Below are 14,930 nucleotides of genomic sequence, written 5' to 3'. Positions count from 1 at the left end.
TTATCATATTTTTGTAGACTGTAACGACGGAGGTTCAAATGAAAGAACTATATGGTGGGAAATTAGTTTGTTTTATACTTTCAATTGGCTTAGTAGCTGGATGTGATATGGCGGAAAAAACTTCGAAAAGAGAGAAAAAAGATGTGTGCGAAACGGCAGAAGAATGCACACAAATAGGTGATAAGACGCTTCAAAAAGTATATAAAAAGATAGATGGACTTTCAGAACTTGAAGTACTAGAGGATTATGATTTAGAAGGACATTCAAGTAATGATATGAAAGAAGCGGAAATGAAAAAAGAGGATGATGAAAATTATTTCTTTTTAGCTTCTTATTATATTGATGGTGATGAAATTGTAGATCCTTATTTCGATAAACTAGATCGCAAACGATTGAATAAGGTTTTTGCGGAGGATAAGGACGCGAAAGAAGAAGTATTAAAGCAACGTCAAGATAGGGATTATCATGAATCGTTATGGGAGATGTATAGCACGCTTATTCCAGCTAAATATCGCACTGACATAAAAGAGTTTGACATGGTAACAGATGGTTACGACGGAATTGTCGCCCACGTTATGCCGAGTAGGGAGTATCCGAAAGAGTGGACCATTAGTTTAGATACGCTTGATTCTGCAGTAAATGTCGATCAAGTGATGAAAACATTAATACATGAGACGGCTCACGTATTGACACTGGGACATAAACAAATACCAGTAAATGAAAAATACTTAAAGGCTTTTGAAGAAGATAAAGATATTTCATCATACCAAAATAAATGTAAATTTCTTTTCTTACAAGAAGGATGTGCGAAGGAGAGCTCTTATATAAATCAATTTTATAATTTGTTCTGGAAACCAATTGACCAGGAGTGGACAGAAAAGAAAGTGGAAGAAAGCGAAGAAACTCAAATTGAATTTTTTAAGGAAAAGCATGGTGAGTTTGTTTCACTGTATGGAACGACAAATGTAGCGGAAGATATCGCCGATACATTTACAGCGTTTATTTTACAAGATTCAAAAAAGGTGAAAGAAGGAACAGAATTAAAATATAAAAAAATTGCCTTCTTCTATCAATTCCCCGAGCTTGTAAAAATGAGAGCGGAAGTGTTAGCAGGATTATATGATATTTCAAGGGATATAGAGCAGTCATAGTTTAGTGGTAATTATTTGTTGGTAAGTCGATAAAATTGGATTTATGTTCGATCAAATGAAAACGTGAGGATGTTCTGTTCTTTGCGTTTCTTTATATTGATAAGATTGAAAATTCTGTCTTTTTTTAAAAAGGAAGAAGGAACTGAATCATTAAAAGAGAATTAGTATAAAAACGTCACAAATTAGACACAATTATAATGCGTATATTGTAGGGACTATAAGTTTACTCTCAAGGAGGTAATGAAACGTATGAAAACGATTCTTGCTGTTGCTGGTCTCATTTGGGTAATGTCTCACGGTTTTCCGATTTTTGAAGGAGAGCAAATTCGTAGTGCATTAAATAAAGAGTTTAATGATTATCATATTATTGATCGAAAAGATAATGTCGTTACGGTGCGTGTGAAAGATTGTTTCCATACAGTTACGGTTGCTAATGGGAATGTTACAGATGATTCGAAAATGTGTGATAAAAAGTAAAAGAAAGAAGCTGACTCTAGCGTATCGCTCTAAGTCAGCTTTTTTTTCGTTTTCCAATAAGGAGTTTTTCAAATGCCTCGACAAATACATACATAAGAGTTGCGAGGACGCAAGTGAGCAATACACTGAGTAAGACGAGTGTGAAGTTAAAGACTTGGAATCCATAGCTAATTAAATAGCCAAGTCCTTGTTTAGAAACGAGGAGTTCCCCGAAAATAACACCGACCCATGATAAGCCAACATTCACTTTTAACGTTGAAATAATTGCAGGGAAAGATGAAGGGAGAATAACGTGCTTATAGCATTGCCATTTATTTGCGCCAAATGTGTCCATGACCTTAATATAGTTGGAATCGACTTCTTGAAATGCGCTGTAAATAACGAGAATAGTAATGATGATGGAGATGATTACCCCCATTGCGATAGAGGATGAAATATTTGGACCGAAAATAACAATGATGATTGGACCGAGTGCAACTTTTGGCATTGCATTTAGGACGACGAGATAAGGATCAAGTACGCGAGCTAAAAGTGGCATCCACCAAAGGAAAGTAGCAATAATAGCTCCGAGTACAGTTCCGAGAATAAAACCTACTCCGGTTTCAAGTAATGTCGTCCATATGTGAATCCAAAGTGAACCGTCAATCCATTTCGTTAAGAAGAGATCCCAAATACTTGAAGGAGAGCTAAAGAGTAAAGGATCAATCCATTCTTTTTTACTAGCTATTTCCCATAGTGCAAAGAAAAGAACAAGAAGTACAAGTTGTAAAGAGCGAGCTAACCATGCATGTTGTCTTTCTTTTTTCCGAAACTGTTCATGTAGTTGTTTTATATTATCCAAGTCGTTCCAACTCCTTCCATATTTCTTGGAAGAGGGATGGGAAGTCATGGTGGTGGCGTGCTTCTAACGGCGATAAGGAACGGATACTTTCTGGGACGATGAACGTTTTTGCAATTTTTCCAGGGTTCGCCTGCAGCAAATAAATACGATCACTCATCGCAATTGCTTCTTCAATATCATGTGTCACAAGTAGGGATGTTTTCTTATAGTTACGTAGTAATGTAAAGACGAGATCTTCTAGTTTTAATTTTGTTTGATAATCAAGAGCGGAAAATGGTTCATCTAGCAATAAAATTTTTGGATCGGTCGCTAATGTTCGAACGAGTGCAGCACGTTGGCGCATACCGCCGGATAGTTCACGAGGGTATTGCTGTTCTATATCATATAAGCCGACTTGTTTTAAAAGCTTTAATGTATGTTCTTTCGTATTTTCATCATAAATTTTTCGAATATGAAGTCCGAGCATAATATTTTCTTCAATTGTTTTCCACGGAAACAAGTAATCTTGCTGGAGCATATAGCCCATAGATGGGGTCTTAGTTGTAATCGGTTCACCATCTAAAAATACGATGCCTTCAATTGGATCAAGTAGCCCTGCGATGATGGAGAGGAGCGTTGTTTTCCCACAACCACTTGGACCAAGGATTGAAATAAATTCGCCTTCTTCTACTTGCAAACTCATATCTTCAAGAATAAGTTTGGCATTTTCTTTTGCAAAAAAGCAGTGAGAAACGTTACGTATTTGTAAAAAGCTCATACACTTCGCCTCTATTTCTTAATAACGCTTTCGGCAATTTTTGTATTGACGAGCGCTTCATGTGGAACTTCTTTTTGTAATTCACCAGCTTCTTTCATAATCGTTTGGAGCTGTTTCCATTCTGCATCATCTAATAATGGATTTGTCGCATATGAATGTTGTTTTTTGTAGCGCTCAATTACTTTCACTGAAATGTCTTTTGAAGTGTTTTTAAATAGTGGTGAAACGGCATCGGCAATCTCTTCTGGACTATGTGTATCAACCCATTGCTGCGCTTTATATAGTGCGCGCGTGAATTTTTCTGCAGCAGCCTTATCTTTCTTTAAGAAACTTTCTTTTGCCATAAACGTTGTATAAGGAACAGTACCAGATTCAGCCCCGAAAGATGCGACGATATAACCTTTTCCTTCTTTTTCAAGTATACTTGCAGTCGGTTCAAAGAGCTGTACAAATTCTCCTGTACCAGATGCAAAGGCATTTGCAATGTTAGCAAACTCGATATTTTGAATTAAGTTCGTATCTTTGCGAGGGTCAATGCCATTTTTCTTTAAAACATATTCTCCAACCATTTGTGGCATACCGCCTTTACGCTGTCCTAAAAACGTAACACCTTTCACGTCATTCCAATTAAAAGAGTCTAATTTTTTACGTGAAACTAAAAATGTGCCATCTGTTTGTGTAAGCTGCGCAAAGTTAATGATAGGGTCTTTTGCTCCTTGTTGATGAACATAAATGGACGTTTCTGAACCAACGAGAGCAATATCAATTCCGCCGGATAAAAGGGTGGTCATCGTTTTATCTCCGCCAGCGGTTGTTTGTAAGTCAATATTTAAACCTTCATCTTTAAAAAATCCTTTTTCAATTCCAACATATAATGGTGCGTAGAAAAGAGAGTGGGTGACTTCGCCAACGCGAATTTTTTGAGCTTGTTCTTTCGTACTTTCCTTTGTACTACTACAAGCAACGAATGTGAAAACAGCTAGTAACATGATGCAAAAAACGGTTATTAATTTTTTCACTATATGACACCTCCTAGAAGTCAATCTACAAGCATAATATGTAGGTAAGTGCCCATATGTGAGTATATATAGCAGGAATTTTTTGGGTAGTAAAGAAGTAAAAATATAAGGGGTGATAAAATGGATTATGAATACGATGATAGTGTACATTTACATCTTGATTATTTCGGAACTGAATGTGATATGGAATCGATTGCTTATAAGAGGAAGCATGAAGACGTATGGGATGTGTATTTTAATTTTGGAGCATACGGTATTCAGAAAGATGGTGTAGAGGCGGGAATGTTTATGGACGAATATGCCGGTTATTATGTTTTTTCTGTACATGCTCGTGATTTGAGCTGGGAATTTGGAAGTGCTCAGTTTGAGGAGTGGGTGTTGAGGAACCATATCGTAGAAAAAACGCTGCAAAAATAGGGAGGAATTTCGTGATTGGATTTCTCATTTTATTATGTATTTGCGTAGCCGGATTTTTCATCATGCAAGTGCTCATTTACCGATTTGCAAAGAAAAATATTCATAAATACAAAGAAATGAAATGGATTCATATGTGGTTAGATATGAACATGAAAAAGGGTCCGAGATTAGATTTTTTTGATTTTGTACTTATACTAATCGTGAGCATCATATGGAAAATATGGATGCTTCCTCTTGTATAGTAAACATGCTAATCATTTCATCATTTTTTCCCTTTCAGAAATAAGTAACAAAAAGAACCTGTCGCATTGGCAGGTTCTTTTCTATAATAATAGTTTTCCGAAACGCGTGCCGACAAGTAAAATTGCACTTGCGAAAATTATTGTAAAGATCGTCTGCTTCTTTTTGTAATTTAAAATGGTAATTGCTAAAAAGGAAAAGAGGATAAGAATATGAGAAAACAATCCAAATTCTAACGGCTTGTGAGAAATAATTCGAATGAAGAATGGAATATATAGCATGAAATAAATAATGAGGAAAATGATTTTGGAAAATGAGAATGTAGGTGTATTCATATCGAAAACCTCCTTTTTCAAATTGTAGCATGTAGTGTTACATGGAAAATTCAATACATACGACAAATTGCGACAAGGGAGTTCATACATATTTGCTATTCTATTAAAGGTCATTATTTGTAATGTATATATAGGAGGATTTTTTAATGTTAAAGAAATTATTATTATTTTTACTTATGAGCTTATGTGTAGTTGTTTTAACAGCTTGTAAAGATGAAGAGGAAAAACTGAAAGCAGCGGAAGAACAGAAAATAGATGAGAAGAAAGTTGAAGAAGATAAGAAGGTAGAAGAAAAGCGTAAGCAAGAAGAACAGCAAAAAGTAGAGGAAGAAAAACGTAAGCAGGAAGAACAACAAAGAGTAGAGGAAGAAAAGCGTAAGCAAGAAGAACAGCAAAAAGTAGAGGAAGAAAAACGTAAGCAGGAAGAACAACAAAGAGTAGAGGAAGAAAAACGTAAGCAAGAAGAACAACAAAGAGTAGAGGAAGAGAAGCGTAAGCAAGAAGAGCAACAGAAGGCTCAGCAACAACAGTCTGCACAACAAGAGAGAACACAGAAACAAGAAAAAACAACACAAGCAACCGGTGGGAAGCCGACAAGATCACAAATTTCGGTCGGTTCCCATGTAGTTATCCAATTAGATAAAGATTATAGTAAAACTGTGAGCGGTGTTGTGAAGGATATTTTAACAAACACGGAAACACATACGTACGGAATTAAAGTTCGATTACAAGATGGACAAATTGGTCGCGTTCAAAGTGTTGGATAAATAAAAAAGAGGTCGTCCATCTTTGGACGACCTCTTTTTTGTTATGCTTGGCTAGTGCGGAAAAATGGAAGCTTCTGCACAGCGTAAACTAACCCATATGCAAGAATTAAGCACATAAGAGGGTTAATGAAAAATCCGTAGCGATTAATTGCTAAGAATAAGTTTGAGAAGATGATGTAAATAACAGAACTTGCTACTAGCATCATAACGCGTTTATGTTTAAATGAATTTAGCATGCAGCAGAAACTGCTCAAGAATGTGCCTATGATGAAGACTTTATGACACATTTGCATAAATTTATGAATATGGTATTGGTCTACAGCAGGAGCTGTTTTGAATAATTCAATTGTTTTACCAACAGTGAACCACGAGAACCAATATGTGAAGTCCGTTTTAAATCCATTTTTGATTAAATCTTTTGCGTATGCATTTTTATCCTCTAAGCCCTGGGCTTTCATTTGGTTAACTACATTTTCATAGCCAATTTTGTTAAATGGATCTGCACCGGCAATTAATGGGTCCGCACCTTGGGTTGAGAATAAGATAAATTGATTGAACGCTAAATAGTTACGAACAACCCAGGCACCGATAATAAAGAACGGGCCAATGAGCCATAATAATCCAATTCGAATTGAGTCTTTAAATCCATATGTGAACAAGACGACAAGAACAGGAATGAGCATCATTGGAGCTGGATTTGGACGGAACATAAGTAAAATGGAAACGACAATTCCGAACCATATATGGAATTTCACTTTATTATATTTCCATGCGAGAACAAATACATATACACTTAACGTTAATAAGAATATTGAAGGAACTTCGGTTAATAACGTACGGAAGTATGTATAGTTACTTGGATAAATAGCATATAAAATACTTGCGACAATTCCATAAATATTCTTTTCAAATAATTCTTTTCCAATTAAGAATACTAATAAAACCGTGCCGAGGTTCAGTATCATATTAATGACAGTTGCCACGTAATAGTAAGGAAGTGATGTAACATCAGAAATAATCATAGCGCCAGCTAATAATAGCGGCTGACCTGGTGTGATGTATGCATTTTTTCCAGGAACTTCACTAGGCTCCAAATAAACATATCCAAAGACACCGTGTTTTAATAGCTGTTCAGCTGTTAACGAATAGTTGAACGCATCATATGCACCATATGTTACTTTGACTACCTCTCCATTTAATCCTGGCTGTTTTACTAGACAAAAAACATGCAACAGGAAAGAAAGCGCCAAAATTACATATACCGCTTTAGGCAAATTTTTAAACTTATTTAACAAAAATGAGCAGCTCCTTTTTTATTAATTGTTTCTTATTTTCATGATAAAACCCTAATAGTATTAAGGTTTTCCAAAACATAGTTATTATATCATAAAGTGGAGCGTAGTAATTTGATTTTTCAATACTTCATAGTCTAAATTCCAAAATTTAACTGATAGTTAAGGGATAATTAAGAAAATATATTTATAGTAAAAGCAAGTTGGAAGACGAAATACACGTTATATGTTATTTTTATAGAAAGTATTTTTACGATGCGGGGTGAAATTAATAGATAGAAAAGAGGGAATGAAGTGAAGTATGGTTCCACACTTTATCATCTTCCGAGAAGAAATATGTTAATTTCTACCATGTTAAGTGGCATGATGACCTTACTAGTAACAACTATGCTATTTATGATTTTAAAGATTTTTAATTTAGGCATGATTAAAGACCGTTTAAATCAAAATCTTATTTTAAGCGTCATGATGATTTTAATATGTGGTACAACATTATATTTTACGCATTCCAATAAAAAAGAGACGTCTATACTTAGAGCGTCCTTTCGAGTGCATTTTATATTATTTTTAGTAGCTCATACAGTAGCTTTATTTTATATTGTGATACAAGTTAAAATGGACTTCTTAGGAGCGATGAATTGGATTTACTATTATAATATGCGGTTTATATTAAGCTGTGTAGTAATATATGCAATATATATTCTTGTGTATAACTTACTAGGAAAGATTTTTCTAAGTGTTATTTTAACGAGCTGCACGTTAATCATTTTAGGTATCGTAAACTATTTGAAGCTTATTTTTAGAGGAGATCCGCTATATCCTTCTGATTTCACACAAATTACACATATGAAATCTGTTATACCGATGGTGATGGACTATTTTAGTTGGAGTTATATTTTAGGCGTTATCGTAAGTATTGTAGCTTGTATTATAGCAGGGATGTATATTAGAAAATATATTCAAAATGTAAAGATTCATCCAGGAATAAGAGTTTTATTAGTAGTGGGATCTGTTTTCGTTTTATATGCGTACGGTAATTTTACGAATACGTTTATGAATAAAGTGTTTCAAAAATCGGGTGTAGATTTCATTTTGTGGAATCAAAATGAAAATTATTCCTCAAATGGTTTTGTGCTGGGGTTTATTAGTAATTTAGATACAACAGTTATTGAAAAACCAAAAGATTATTCAGAAGAAAATATGCTTCAAATAGCAAACGATATAAAGAAAAAATATAGTAGTAATATAGGAAAGCAGAAACAAAAAGAGAAACCGAATATTATTTTTGTAATGAGTGAATCGTTTTGGGATCCAACGAAGTTAACTGATCTTTCCTTTAGTGAAGACCCTTTACCTAATTTACATCATTATATAGAGGGTTTTCCAGGTGGACAAACTATTTCTCCTACATTTGGGGGAAATACAGCAAACGTTGAATTCGAGGCGTTAACGAGCTATTCAATGAGTTTGTTAAAGCCAGGTTCTATACCGTATCAGCAAGTTGTTACAAATAAGAAAGAAATTCCATCTATTACTCGAGAGTTAAAAAAAGAAGGGTATTACACAAGTGCAATTCATTCGTTCGGTCGCTCATTCTTTAAACGGGATGATGTATATAAAGTGTTAGGCTTTGACAAATTTAATGCGCAAGATACGATGGAAGATGTAGAAGTTGATGGAGATTATATTAGCGATTTATCTATGAGTAAAGAGATAATAGCTGAATTAGAGAAGCAAAAGAAACCTACGTTTGTTTATGCCGTTACGATGCAAAATCATTTTCCATTTACAGAGGGAAGATTTGGCGGAAATAAAATAGAAATTAGTGGATTAGAAAATGAAGAGTCGAAGGCCGAATTAGAGACATATACAGAAGGTTTAAGACGTTCAGATGAAGCACTTCAATATTTAATAGAGCAACTAGATAATTTAGATAGACCTACATTACTAGTATTCTTTGGCGATCATCTCCCATCGCTAGGAACAAATAAATCTCTTTATAAAGAGACTGGTTATATAACAAATGAAAAAACGCCAAGTGAACGATTAGCGATGGCACAAACGCCGTTATTAATGTATGCAAATTTTGATATACCAAATGACAATTTAGGTTTAGTAAGTCCAATCTATTTTTCAAATCTTGTCTTTGATTATGCTGGATTAAATAAGGTACCGTTCTATCAATTTTTATCGAAGTTATATGAGGAAATTCCCGTACTTCGTGATGAATTGAAGATAGGAAAAGACGGAGAAGCAATAAAAAGTTTGACAGAAAAACAAAAAGAAATGCTAAAGCAATATGAGTTTATTCAATATGACTTACTCATCGGAAAGCAATATAGTAAGGAAATATTATTTAAATAGGCGACAAAAAAGAACTTGTATACGATACAAGTTCTTTTTTTCATAATATTTAACGGGGTAACCAGACAAGCTGGGGTTAGGGAGTATTACTTGTATATTTAGTATAAATGATAATGTGATTGTTTTATTTATTGATTTGTGAGAAGTGTGTGAATTTTTCATTCTCTTTGAAATTATATGAATAGAGCCCTCGGATTATTTTAGTGTGGCGGAATGTATACTTTATCTAGTATATAATTGGACAATTTGTTTAATACGTAAAAAACTCTTTTACATTGCTAAGAGAGTTTTTTATTTGGATATCTATTAAAAAAGTCAGAAAAATCAGTTATAATAAAAATGTGGTAATTTTAAAAAAAGAGGTGGGATATTGAAAAGTTTTTGGGGCGAGAAAATAACAGAATTTATCATTAGTATCGCAGTTATTCTTACTGTGAGTTACTTACCATTCTATTTGTTTCTAGGAAATAAGTTGGACTTTATTACATATTTACAAAAATTAGCTTCTCCAAAGGATATTATGCATATTAATGTAACCTCTATGCGATCGGTTCCTTTTTTTGAAGGTATTATTGAACCTTATACGTATTCTATGTCCATTCTTTTTATTGCTACTTGTTTAACAATTGTCCTTTCAATTGGGCTTTCATTCTTGTACTTATTAGTTTCTGCTAAAATTAAAAAGTGGATTGAGAGTTGTTTAATTTTAATAGAATCAGTTCCAGATTTATTATTAATTTTTAGTTTACAATTATTTGTTGTATGGATTTATAAACAGACAGGATATCGCTTCGTTACTATTTATGCGTTTAATGATGAACGTGCCTATTTCTTACCTATTCTTTGTATGACTATCGTTCCAACTCTTCATTTTTTCCGTATTATCGTTTTATTTTTAATGGAAGAGAAGAATAAGCCTTATGTGGAATTTGCTCGTGCAAAAGGGTTTAGTAATAAATATATACTGTATGTTCATTTATTACGTAATATTATGTACCATCTGTTAAATCACTTACAGCCGCTTTTTTTGTTCATGATTTCAAGCCTTTTAATGGTAGAGGCAGCTTTTAATATTCATGGGTATATGTCTTTCTTAGTAAAGGCAGGCGCTTTAAATCCTCTAACGATGGCATGGTGGATTCTTTTATTATTTGTTCCATTCTATATTCTATTTGCTATTATACATTACCGAGTGAATCGTATTACAGGAGGGGCTTCTCATGACATATAGAAACATTCGCTCCAAACGTTTTTTATGTGGTGTCCTTTATTTTGTAGGTATTGTTGTAATTAGTTATCTTATTACGTGGTTTGGTAAAGATTTATATACGAGTAAGACAATCTGGATGAAAGATGCGAATGGGGATGTGATTGCAGTAGCTCCGTTTAGTCCGCTTGTAATACCACCACTCGGTTCAGATCGTAACGGCTTTAATTTATTTTTTCAATTACTAGTAGGTGCAAAGTTTACGATTTTGTTCGTATTTGGCTTATGTGTTGTACAAGTTTTTCTAGGTACTATATTAGGTGTAGCATTGGCACATACACCATCTATAGTCCAAAGTTTCTTTCAAAAAGTATGTAAAGTGTATTTTTTTATTCCGACAGTGTTATGGGCAATTTTGTGGATGTTTCCAATCATGGTACACAGTGAACTAAATGGATTTAATATGGATATTATTATAAAGCAGTTTACTGTTCTTTGTTTTGCTCTGTTACCAGCTGTTATTCTTTACGTGAATCAAGAAATCAATTTATTTATGAAAAATGAGTTTGTTACAACTTCGAAAATATTAGGTGCTTCAAAGTTTCGTATTATTAGAAAGCATATATGGTTGTATTTAAAAGATATTCTTATTGTTCTTTTTTTACAGCAGTTTGTTCAATTATTTACGTTATTAATTCACTTAGCGTTTTTTGAAATTTTAATTGGCGGACGAGGTGTAGATTATGACACTAAGAAGGCATTCTCACTTACGAATGAATGGGCCGGTTTAATTGGGCTAAACAAAAATGAATTGTTAACAGCGCCATGGATTGTCATTGCGCCACTACTATTTTTTACGGTTTCTATATTCGTTTTACATATGATGATTAAAGGGATAAAGAAAGAGAACGGTAGCAGTCTATATTCTATGTATAAAAAGACAAAGAAAGAGCCATATGAACAAAGACAGGAAAAGAAGGAAATAGATAAATCATTGTTCATTCCGGTGTCTTCTAAATCGATAGAAAAAGGTAGTTAGAAAAAAAGAATTTGCCGTCAGGGCAAATTCTTTTTTTACTGTAAAGGAACTATGAATTTAAAAATTTTATTAGTTCCTTATTTAATTCATCCGCTTGATCGATTGGAGAGCCATGACCGCTATTTGTAAGAGGGTATATTTCGGAGCTTTTAATTCGCTCTTTTATTAGCTCAGCACTTTTGTAAGGGATGAGTTGATCGTGAACACGGTGGAATATTTTTGTTGGGACGTTAATTTTACTTAAGTCCTTCGTTTGCAGCAGCTTGCAAAATTTTGATGAGAGCATAAGAAGCGGACTGCATACCGAGATAAGAAAACCATTCTAACGTGGCAGCTCCTAAGTTTCTATTAAAAAATGATAAAGATACATCATTAAGAAATTTAGGTAAATTCGCATACATTTGAGCAATCAGGGCATCTGCTTGCTCTTTCGGTACGCCGTAAGGGGATTGTTGTTTTTTTACAAAAGAGGGGGAGACGGCATCAATTAATGCAAGTTTAGAAATACGGCGACCGTTATATCGTGACATGTATCGAATAGAAAGAGCACCGCCGACTGAGAAACCAACTAACGTAGCATTTTCTATTTGAAGTGCTTCTAATACAATTGCGATATCATCAGCTAAACGATCATAAGTGTAACCAGTCCATGGTTTATCAGACTGTCCGTTTCCTCGTATATCCATGGCGATGCAGCGGAAACCATGTTGTGGTAAGATATTAAATTGATATTGGTACATTTGATGATTTAAAGGCCAGCCATGAAAGAAGAAGACAGGTTTACTTCCAGGGCCTGGGTTAATATCCTCAACAAAAATGTGTACATCTTTTTCAACTGTAACGAACATGATGTATCCTCCTCATGCATTTTAATAGGCTCTTTCCCAAAATCGCTGTTTTGTCATTGCCTGAATAAATTCATTCGCAAGTAAGGTAGGGTTTTGTTCTGTTATAACGCCAGGTTTTCCTTCGATGTTTAAAGATTGAATAATAGTAGTTCCATTTTGGAAAGCGCCAATTGGCTTAAAGTGATTATACGATTCTACGACAAATGAACTTGCCTTGTTAAGAAAATGATCATTAATATTTCCGCCAATAAGAAGTAGCCCATCATAAAGAAGCGGTGATCCTGTTAAGAAAGTATCATTTACATCCCACTGTCCATTTTGAGAGCCTTGCACAAAACCTAATTGTTCGGAAATAATAACTGGCTGAAGGCCGGCTTGTTTGAATTGATTTATAATATATTGTGAGTTTTGACTGTCATATCCGTTTGCGACAATGACTCCTACTCGTAATGTATTTGGGCTGAATGTTGTATTTGCCATACTTAGTGCAGGTGAGGATTTTGTAACATTTGATTCTTGAACATTTGGTACTGTTGCTCCAACTGCTTCAGCTACTAAAGTAGCTAATTCTGTACTTATATGACCAATCATACCTACGACTTGTTGGCGAACTGATTTACTTTTTACTTTTCCTAATTCAAAGGAGAAGGCCTGCATAATATGGATTTTTTCGACGTGGCTCATACTATTCCAAAATAAACGGGCTTGTGAGAAATGGTCTTTAAAACTAGCGGCTGTTTCTCTTGTTTTATGTCCAGAAACAGTAGAAGGGTATGTAACGAAACCGCCTTTCGTACCAGGTACAGTAAAGGGAGAGTTATTTGCTAAAGAGTTATTATGGTAAGCGACTTTTCCTTTATCAATTATATATTTAGACGCACCATCTCTTTGGTTGTTATGAAAAGGACATACCGGGCGGTTAATCGGTAACTCTTGATAGTTTGTACCGACGCGGGCTAATTGCGTATCTGTATAAGAAAAGAGTCTACCTTGTAAGAGGGGATCATTTGTAAAATCAATACCGCGGACGATACTTCCAGGGTGCAGTGCGACTTGTTCTGTTTCCGCAAATACGTTATCAACGTTCCGATTTAACGTCATTTTTCCGATGATTTTAACAGGGAAGTCTTCTTCCGGCCAAATTTTCGTTGCATCTAATATATCGAAATCGTATTTAAATTCGTCCTCTTCTTCTAAAATTTGAATACCAAGTTCATACTCAGGATAGTTTCCAGCATTAATATTTTCCCATAAATCACGGCGATGGTAATCTGGATCAGCGCCGCCAAGTTTTTGAGCTTCATCCCAAATTAACGAATGAACTCCGAGTTTTGGTTTCCAGTGGAATTTTATGAAACGAGATTTTCCATGTTTATTAACTAAGCGGAATGTATGAACACCAAATCCTTGCATCATTCGAAAACTTCTCGGAATTGTACGATCGGACATAATCCACATCATCATTGCAGCTGATTCTTGATTATTGGCGATAAAGTCCCAAAAAGTATCATGTGCTGTTTGCCCTTGCGGAATTTCATTATGTGGCTCTGGTTTAAGAGCATGAATAAGATCTGGAAATTTAATGCCATCTTGAATAAAAAATATCGGAATGTTATTGCCAACTAAATCGAAATTTCCTTCTTCTGTATAAAACTTAACAGCAAATCCTCTTACGTCTCGGTTCGTTTCATTCGCCCCTTTTGATCCGGCGACTTCAGAAAAACGAATAAAAATAGGCGTCTTTTTAGATGGGTCTTGTAAAAAGTGAGCCATTGTTAAGTCTTCTAAGGATTCATATAGTTCAAAGACACCATGTGCCCCGTAACCGCGGGCGTGCACGACTCTCTCAGGAATTCGTTCGCGGTCAAAATGAGCGAGTTTTTCTCGCATAAGGAAATCTTCTAAAAGTGTAGGACCACGATCGCCGGCGGTTAAAGAGTTTTCATCATTTGAAATTTTGACACCTGTATTTGTTGTCATCTTTTTTCCTTCATTGTCTTTTGTAAAGGATTGTAACTGTTCTATTTTTTTATTTTCACGACCGTCCATATAAAGCACCTCCCATATTATACGTATTATTGTTCATGATTTTTATGCTTACATATGGTCTGAAGAAGTATATTATCTATGGATTGATTTTCCTCATTTGTTCAATTTATCTTTGTTTGTCTATGAA

14 protein-coding genes and 1 pseudogene are annotated in these 14,930 nt (G+C 34.6%); 8 read left to right on the top strand and 7 right to left on the bottom strand.

What is annotated here, in order from left to right; all coding sequences use genetic code 11:
* The first annotated feature begins 38 nt into the window (after positions 1-38).
* Together MR071_RS09790 and MR071_RS09785 are read left to right on the top strand one after the other, a co-directional pair.
* The gene (locus MR071_RS09790; protein ID WP_242235849.1) at positions 39-1,151 is read left to right on the top strand and encodes a recombinase family protein; all 1,113 of its coding nucleotides are present in this window, start codon (positions 39-41) and stop codon (positions 1,149-1,151) included.
* Positions 1,152-1,400: 249 nt separating this feature from the next.
* A complete protein-coding gene (locus tag MR071_RS09785; RefSeq protein ID WP_105585938.1) occupies positions 1,401-1,628 on the top strand; it encodes a hypothetical protein in 228 nt (75 codons plus the stop codon).
* 34 nt (positions 1,629-1,662) lie between these two features.
* Here the strand turns inward: MR071_RS09785 and MR071_RS09780 are convergent, their stop codons facing one another.
* From MR071_RS09780 to MR071_RS09770, 3 genes are read right to left on the bottom strand one after another with little or no spacing between them, the layout of a single operon-like run.
* A complete protein-coding gene (locus MR071_RS09780) occupies positions 1,663-2,469 on the bottom strand; it encodes an ABC transporter permease (RefSeq protein WP_105585939.1) in 807 nt (268 codons plus the stop codon).
* Positions 2,462-3,226, bottom strand: coding sequence for an ABC transporter ATP-binding protein (locus MR071_RS09775; protein WP_105585940.1), 765 nt, complete (start codon positions 3,224-3,226; stop codon positions 2,462-2,464). Before MR071_RS09775 ends, MR071_RS09780 begins: the two co-directional genes overlap by 8 nt.
* Positions 3,227-3,237: 11 nt before the next feature.
* A complete protein-coding gene (locus MR071_RS09770) occupies positions 3,238-4,245 on the bottom strand; it encodes an ABC transporter substrate-binding protein (RefSeq protein ID WP_242235847.1) in 1,008 nt (335 codons plus the stop codon).
* Positions 4,246-4,365: 120 nt separating this feature from the next.
* On the opposite strand from MR071_RS09770, the gene MR071_RS09765 reads away from it, so the two are divergent.
* Positions 4,366-4,662 carry a DUF3986 family protein gene (locus tag MR071_RS09765; protein WP_105585942.1) on the top strand — a complete coding sequence of 99 codons (297 nt, stop codon included), beginning with the start codon at positions 4,366-4,368 and terminating at the stop codon, positions 4,660-4,662.
* 11 nt (positions 4,663-4,673) lie between these two features.
* Positions 4,674-4,904: a hypothetical protein gene (locus tag MR071_RS09760; protein ID WP_105585943.1), complete on the top strand. Its 231-nt coding sequence runs from the start codon at positions 4,674-4,676 to the stop codon at positions 4,902-4,904.
* 81 nt (positions 4,905-4,985) lie between these two features.
* Here MR071_RS09760 and MR071_RS09755 read toward each other — a convergent pair whose 3' ends face one another.
* Positions 4,986-5,237, bottom strand: a complete 252-nt coding sequence (locus MR071_RS09755; protein ID WP_242235845.1) for a hypothetical protein — start codon at positions 5,235-5,237, stop codon at positions 4,986-4,988.
* A 146-nt stretch (positions 5,238-5,383) separates the two neighbouring features.
* Here MR071_RS09755 and MR071_RS09750 point away from each other — a divergent pair, with 146 nt between their 5' ends.
* Positions 5,384-6,004 (top strand): YwbE family protein, encoded by a 621-nt coding sequence (locus tag MR071_RS09750; protein ID WP_242235843.1) that lies wholly within the window; start codon positions 5,384-5,386, stop codon positions 6,002-6,004.
* Between the two features lie 41 nt (positions 6,005-6,045).
* Here the strand turns inward: MR071_RS09750 and MR071_RS09745 are convergent, their stop codons facing one another.
* Positions 6,046-7,299, bottom strand: coding sequence for a glycosyltransferase family 39 protein (locus tag MR071_RS09745; RefSeq protein ID WP_002015720.1), 1,254 nt, complete (start codon positions 7,297-7,299; stop codon positions 6,046-6,048).
* A gap of 291 nt (positions 7,300-7,590) precedes the next feature.
* On the opposite strand from MR071_RS09745, the gene MR071_RS09740 reads away from it, so the two are divergent.
* The 3 genes from MR071_RS09740 to MR071_RS09730 all read left to right on the top strand — a co-directional run bounded on the left by MR071_RS09740 (position 7,591) and on the right by MR071_RS09730 (position 11,906).
* Positions 7,591-9,660 (top strand): LTA synthase family protein, encoded by a 2,070-nt coding sequence (locus MR071_RS09740; protein WP_242235840.1) that lies wholly within the window; start codon positions 7,591-7,593, stop codon positions 9,658-9,660.
* A gap of 370 nt (positions 9,661-10,030) precedes the next feature.
* A complete protein-coding gene (locus tag MR071_RS09735) occupies positions 10,031-10,891 on the top strand; it encodes an ABC transporter permease subunit (protein ID WP_105585947.1) in 861 nt (286 codons plus the stop codon).
* Positions 10,881-11,906: an ABC transporter permease subunit gene (locus MR071_RS09730; protein ID WP_105585948.1), complete on the top strand. Its 1,026-nt coding sequence runs from the start codon at positions 10,881-10,883 to the stop codon at positions 11,904-11,906. The genes MR071_RS09735 and MR071_RS09730 overlap by 11 nt, the downstream gene beginning before the upstream one ends.
* A 49-nt stretch (positions 11,907-11,955) precedes the next feature.
* Here MR071_RS09730 and MR071_RS09725 read toward each other — a convergent pair.
* Positions 11,956-12,754 (bottom strand): annotated as a pseudogene (locus MR071_RS09725) (alpha/beta fold hydrolase).
* A 21-nt stretch (positions 12,755-12,775) separates the two neighbouring features.
* Positions 12,776-14,803: a catalase gene (locus tag MR071_RS09720; RefSeq protein ID WP_242235838.1), complete on the bottom strand. Its 2,028-nt coding sequence runs from the start codon at positions 14,801-14,803 to the stop codon at positions 12,776-12,778.
* Positions 14,804-14,930 lie beyond the last annotated feature (127 nt).

The organism is Bacillus cereus group sp. BfR-BA-01316 (assembly GCF_022664195.1).
Lineage (GTDB): Bacteria > Bacillota > Bacilli > Bacillales > Bacillaceae_G > Bacillus_A.
This window is presented reverse-complemented; position numbering and strand designations above follow the sequence as displayed.

Bases quoted from the DNA above. Each gene is read 5' to 3' on its own strand.
- MR071_RS09790 (WP_242235849.1), top strand. From the start codon at position 39: ATGAAAGAACTATATGGTGGGAAATTAGTTTGTTTTATACTTTCAATT.
- MR071_RS09785 (WP_105585938.1), top strand. From the start codon at position 1,401: ATGAAAACGATTCTTGCTGTTGCTGGTCTCATTTGGGTAATGTCTCAC.
- MR071_RS09775 (WP_105585940.1), bottom strand. From the start codon at position 3,226: ATGAGCTTTTTACAAATACGTAACGTTTCTCACTGCTTTTTTGCAAAA.
- MR071_RS09765 (WP_105585942.1), top strand. From the start codon at position 4,366: ATGGATTATGAATACGATGATAGTGTACATTTACATCTTGATTATTTC.
- MR071_RS09755 (WP_242235845.1), bottom strand. From the start codon at position 5,237: ATGAATACACCTACATTCTCATTTTCCAAAATCATTTTCCTCATTATT.
- MR071_RS09750 (WP_242235843.1), top strand. From the start codon at position 5,384: ATGTTAAAGAAATTATTATTATTTTTACTTATGAGCTTATGTGTAGTT.
- MR071_RS09730 (WP_105585948.1), top strand. From the start codon at position 10,881: ATGACATATAGAAACATTCGCTCCAAACGTTTTTTATGTGGTGTCCTT.
- MR071_RS09720 (WP_242235838.1), bottom strand. From the start codon at position 14,803: ATGGACGGTCGTGAAAATAAAAAAATAGAACAGTTACAATCCTTTACA.